General features: G+C 28.0%; 5 protein-coding genes and 1 pseudogene. 4 read left to right on the plus strand and 2 right to left on the minus strand.

Annotated elements, in window-relative coordinates:
• The first annotated feature begins 274 nt into the window (after window positions 1-274).
• A complete protein-coding gene (locus I6U48_RS28570) occupies window positions 275-1,279 on the plus strand; it encodes a beta family protein (RefSeq protein WP_218323913.1) in 1,005 nt (334 codons plus the stop codon).
• Here the strand turns inward: I6U48_RS28570 and I6U48_RS28575 are convergent.
• Window positions 1,236-1,820, minus strand: coding sequence for a sce7726 family protein (locus tag I6U48_RS28575; protein ID WP_218323914.1), 585 nt, complete (start codon window positions 1,818-1,820; stop codon window positions 1,236-1,238). The two genes, I6U48_RS28570 and I6U48_RS28575, sit on opposite strands and share 44 nt — an antisense overlap.
• Window positions 1,821-2,230: 410 nt before the next feature.
• On the opposite strand from I6U48_RS28575, the gene I6U48_RS28580 reads away from it, so the two are divergent.
• Window positions 2,231-2,329, plus strand: a complete 99-nt coding sequence (locus I6U48_RS28580; RefSeq protein ID WP_218323915.1) for a putative holin-like toxin — start codon at window positions 2,231-2,233, stop codon at window positions 2,327-2,329.
• A 235-nt stretch (window positions 2,330-2,564) separates the two neighbouring features.
• Here I6U48_RS28580 and I6U48_RS28585 read toward each other — a convergent pair whose 3' ends face one another.
• Window positions 2,565-2,819 (minus strand): hypothetical protein, encoded by a 255-nt coding sequence (locus I6U48_RS28585; protein WP_218323916.1) that lies wholly within the window; start codon window positions 2,817-2,819, stop codon window positions 2,565-2,567.
• A 288-nt stretch (window positions 2,820-3,107) separates the two neighbouring features.
• Here I6U48_RS28585 and I6U48_RS28590 point away from each other — a divergent pair.
• Together I6U48_RS28590 and I6U48_RS28595 are read left to right on the plus strand one after the other, a co-directional pair.
• Window positions 3,108-4,337 (plus strand): annotated as a pseudogene (locus I6U48_RS28590) (IS21/IS408/IS1162 family transposase).
• 17 nt (window positions 4,338-4,354) lie between these two features.
• Entirely contained in the window at window positions 4,355-4,747 is a 393-nt protein-coding gene (locus I6U48_RS28595; RefSeq protein WP_218323917.1) for an ATP-binding protein, read from the plus strand.
• Window positions 4,748-4,804: the final 57 nt, after the last annotated feature.

Here is a 4,804-nt window from a genome sequence, read left to right on the forward strand (position 1 = left end):
ATTCTTTGACTTGAATTTCTAAAAAGTAGTTACGTACTCATTCTCCATCATATGCTTTATAAATAACACTTCTATTAACACTATATATATGAATAACACTATTGTTATTGCAGTAAACGTATAAAACATTAATTCAATTGATTCGTATTTCATATTTATCAAGTATAAGAACAGCCACTGTCATTGTATAATTTTACAATTTAGTTTAATATTAAGATAAATATATTAAAATTTACATAATAAGATTAATTTTTCAACAAAAGGAGTGAAGAAAATGATTAAATATGCCCCAGTCCTAAAATGGAAAGCAGGCGAAAGAGACTCAATAAAAAAATTAGATGACTCACAAGTTAATCAGATTTCTCCTATAATAGAACTGGTTGATTCCATTAGTGAGCATGAATTATTGAAGGAAATACATGAAACAGGCTTAAAATCTGCTTTTATTGACACTATATATTCTGATATCAGCTTAGAATTCTATGAAAAGTTAAATAGTATTAATGGTATTACAGATTTAAAATTGATACCTGTTTTTTATATTGATGATCTATTTGATGATTTCTCAGTAATAGATACTTATGATGAAATTTCCATAAGATTAGAAATACCGGAACCTATTGATTCTTTAAGTTATAATAAACTTTTTAAAGAAATACTAAAAAAAACTCATACAAAAATAGACATAATATTAGATTTAATTTTTATCGAAGATGTACAAGCAGCTACCCTGAAAAGTGTAGCTTTAAAAGAAACTTTATCACAAATAAAAAAATATTGTATGAATATCAATAAGTTAATTATATCGTCAACATCTTTTCCTAATAATTTAAGCGATTTGGAGGCTGGTGAAGAAAAAAAATATAAAAGATATGAATTCAAAATATTTAACAAGATATATGAGCTCCCTGAGTATAAAGATTTCATAAACAAATTAATATACTCTGACTATGGTGTTAACAAATTCACTGATACAGAAATGGACTTTTCAAAACTACAGTATGGAATTTTACCAAAAATAAAATATACAACTGACAGCTTTTACTATGTACAAAAAGGCAAGAAAGATAGAATTAAAAATGTCTATACCATTTCAGTATTTGACATGTGTGATAAAATAATAAATTCCAATTTTTTTTATGGGAAAAAATTCTCATATGGCGATAAAAAAATACATGAAAAAGCTAGCGAAAGGAAAGGGCCTGGTGGTAATAAAGATTGGGTTACAATCTCTACTACTCATCACATAACTGTGATATTGAAACAGCTCTCCAATTAACTCTAAGTTTTATAATTTCTCTAGTATAGTCCATTATTACATCCTTTGGAACTTCCTTCAATATTATATCGATAAGAGCAAGCTTTGTTTTGCTCTTATATTTTTTATCAGTATATCTAGAAATCAATTCTATAAGTTCGTCTTTCCATAAAAGTGTCAACCTTGAATACGAATCAACATTATTGTTATTTTCTCCGTATCTGCTATTTTTAAGTTCTCCATTTTTATTATAAAACTTGATCCCCCACCAAGGAGGTACAATGCTTTTTACTTCATTTATATACTTTTCAGTTGTTATTAATATCATTTCATCAAACACTTTACTATAATATTCAGACTGCCTTGGCAACCTTTTTAATGTATCCATATCACTTTTTATTTCATATCCATGAAGTAATCCATTTATTACAGCAACATCAATTCTTACATACCCGTTTAATATAGGCATTTCTGGAACAATGATAGTGCTACTATCATTTATATACATTGGTTCTTTTGTGAAATCCTTATATAAAAATGATCTTATATCACTATCATACATAATAAACTCCTCCTCTTTTCATTTTAAAATAAACCATTTATTATTATAATATACTCTGTCAAGTTTTATGTAAATATTATAAAATTTATTTTATTTGCTTTGTTTACCCGTAAGTTTACAATATTTAAGCATTTTAATATTACAATACTAAATTTCTCATCATAGTTCATATATAAAGAGAAAAACAATAACTGCCCTTCTACTTTAATACAATAATATTTTTTATAATGGATTATAAATTATTTTCATAATATATCATTATTCTAAAAAAATGTTAAAGCTGTTCAAATACACAAATCGGTAAAATATTGCTCATAATATACAAATATGCTAAACTGTTTACATACAATTCAATATAGTTGACTGGGCTACTGGTATCACTTATCCCTCTTTGAAGGGAGGTGGTACTTATGAGTAACGAAGTATTGACATTATTGTTTCAAGCAGGCTTATTTTTAATAACTCTGCTGACATTTATAGTGTTACTTATAGAAAAAATAAAAAAATAGTAGCCCCGGTGCAAATGGATGCTACTATTTTTAAACTTAAATTTAGTCATACCAGTTGCCTAAGCAACTAGAATTGTATACTGCAGGGTGTTAGCACACCCTGTTTTTATTATGCTCATTTACTAACTTAATTATAACACATATTGTAACACAATCAATAAAAAGAACTTTACTTTGGTAAAAAATAATTTTACTGAGATAAAAAAATTTCTACCCACAGGTAAATTCCCTTTACTTAAATTTGAGTAAGCTGAACTATAAGAGTATTATCAATAAACTCATCCTTAAATATTCCTAATCTTCTCCTATAGGTCTTTTTATAATTTCTATATAGCTCCTTAGCTTCTTCAATATCAGCTATATAGTAAATATTTTTTACTTTCTTATCACTACTTAAAACTAAAGCCTCATTCAATTTAATTCTTATATCTTCTTTATCAAAACTAGATCCTGTTGCTAATAGCCAGGCTTCATTTCTGCTTAATATCATTGTAACCACTCCAAACCTAGTATTAATTTTCTAACAGTTTTAGTAATACATATTTAAGCATGTCTAAAATTTTTTATTCTAACTACAAGTTTTCTCAAGTATATACTCCTTTTTAAGGACTGTAAAAACTCAGGTTTTCTTAGGTTTTAATTCATTATAATACACATGTTTAGTATAAACTAATGATGTTCCAAAAAGTAAATAAAACCTCTTCCACCGAGAATTTTCCAATTCTTTTATACGCATAATATTTGGTAATAATAATGGGTATAAGAGGAAGTGTAAAGGGTGATTAGCTTGAGGGAAAAACAAGAAATAATATTAAAACATTTAAGAAAGGGCAAATCTCAAAGGCAGATTTGTAGAGACACTGGCATAGCTAGGGAAACAATTAGAAGGTACACAAGGGCGTATGAACCTGGTGATGTTGTAGAATTTGATTTTGGAGTTGTTAAACTGGAAACAAAAGACGGAATATTGAGATAATATCAGCTAGCTGTATTTACATCAGCCTACGGCAATTATAGGTGGGCAAAGTTGTTTCCTAAGCAAGATACATTTTGTTTCTTAGAAGCTCATGTACTATTTTTCGAGCACATCGAAGGTGCATATAGAACAGTGGTTTATGATAATACAAAAGTTGTCGTAAAAAGATTTGTCGGAGACAAGGAAAAGGAAGCCACAGAAGCTCTTTTAAAATTGTCTTTATACTATAAATTTAACTTTAGATTTTGCAACGCATATAGAGGAAATGAAAAGGGTCACGTTGAACGAAGTGTTGAGTATATAAGAAGAAAGGCATTTTCTAGGAACATAATCTTCAGTTCTTTAGATGATGCGAATAAGCATCTGGAAGAAACATTAAAAGTTATAAATCTAAAGAAGATATATAACTCTAATAAAAGTGCAAAAGAATTGCTTGATGAAGAAAAGGAATTCTTATTGCCTAAGATGCCAATGTATGAAACTGCAAGAATTCAAGATTGTAGAGTTAACAAATATTCTGTTATTATGATAGACTCTTGCTATTATTCAGTGCCAGACTCTTTTGTAGGAGTTATGGTTAGATGCAAAATATATTCATCAAAGATACTAATTTATAATAATGAAGAAAAAATTGCTGAACATAACAAAGCGCTTGGAATTAATAAGTGGCGTATAAATATAGAGCACTATATGTATACACTTATGAGAAAGCCGAAGGCATTGGTTAATAGCACAGTTTTTTCCCAATTAAATTATAAATTAAGAGATATCTACAACACTTACTTTACCAATGAAGAACGCGACTTTATAAACTTAATAAAATTAGTAGGAACCTACGGTTTATCTAAAGTAGAGTGTGCTATTGAAGAGCTTAAAAATACATGTCCTACTAATATTTCTATAGATAAGATAGAGTTTATCTGTGGAAGAAAAGATGCTGAAAATGTTATTTATCTAGATAGCTATAACTCAGATATAGTACAGAACTCTATAAGTATGTTAGATGATTTCAATAGTCTTTTAAACAACTAGAGGAGTTGATACTAAAATTGAATCAGGATAAAAAATCTTTCATTAAGGAAATTAAAGACTATGCTAGTAGTCTAAAATTAAATGCAATAAAAACAGATATAGCTAACGCTATTGACGAAGCTAATAAGAATAATCTAAGCTATGAAGAATTTTTATTTACATTACTGCAAAAGGAACATGATATTAGGGAATATAATTTAACTCAATCTAGGTTGAGATTAGCTAATTTTCCTTATAAAAAGTATTTAAAGGATTTATCTATGGAAGAGTTACCGGCTGATGCTAAAAACAAACTAAAACATTTAAGCAGTCTTAAATTTATAGAAAATGGTCAAAATGTTATTCTTTCAGGAAATCCGGGTACTGGGAATTATCGAAAGTTTTTGTTAGTGGGGGTATCGTGTCTATGATATCGGTATTACTTATAATAGCAGGTGCAGTCAGTTTAAGCAGTATATTTCAAGGAA

Source organism: Clostridium thailandense, from assembly GCF_019207025.1.
Classification (GTDB): Bacteria; Bacillota; Clostridia; order Clostridiales; family Clostridiaceae; genus Clostridium_AM; species Clostridium_AM thailandense.

Excerpts from the sequence above, each read along its gene's own strand:
- I6U48_RS28585 (WP_218323916.1), bottom strand. The coding sequence starts at position 2,819 with ATGATATTAAGCAGAAATGAAGCCTGGCTATTAGCAACAGGATCTAGT.
- I6U48_RS28580 (WP_218323915.1), top strand. The coding sequence starts at position 2,231 with ATGAGTAACGAAGTATTGACATTATTGTTTCAAGCAGGCTTATTTTTA.
- I6U48_RS28570 (WP_218323913.1), top strand. The coding sequence starts at position 275 with ATGATTAAATATGCCCCAGTCCTAAAATGGAAAGCAGGCGAAAGAGAC.
- I6U48_RS28575 (WP_218323914.1), bottom strand. The coding sequence starts at position 1,820 with ATGTATGATAGTGATATAAGATCATTTTTATATAAGGATTTCACAAAA.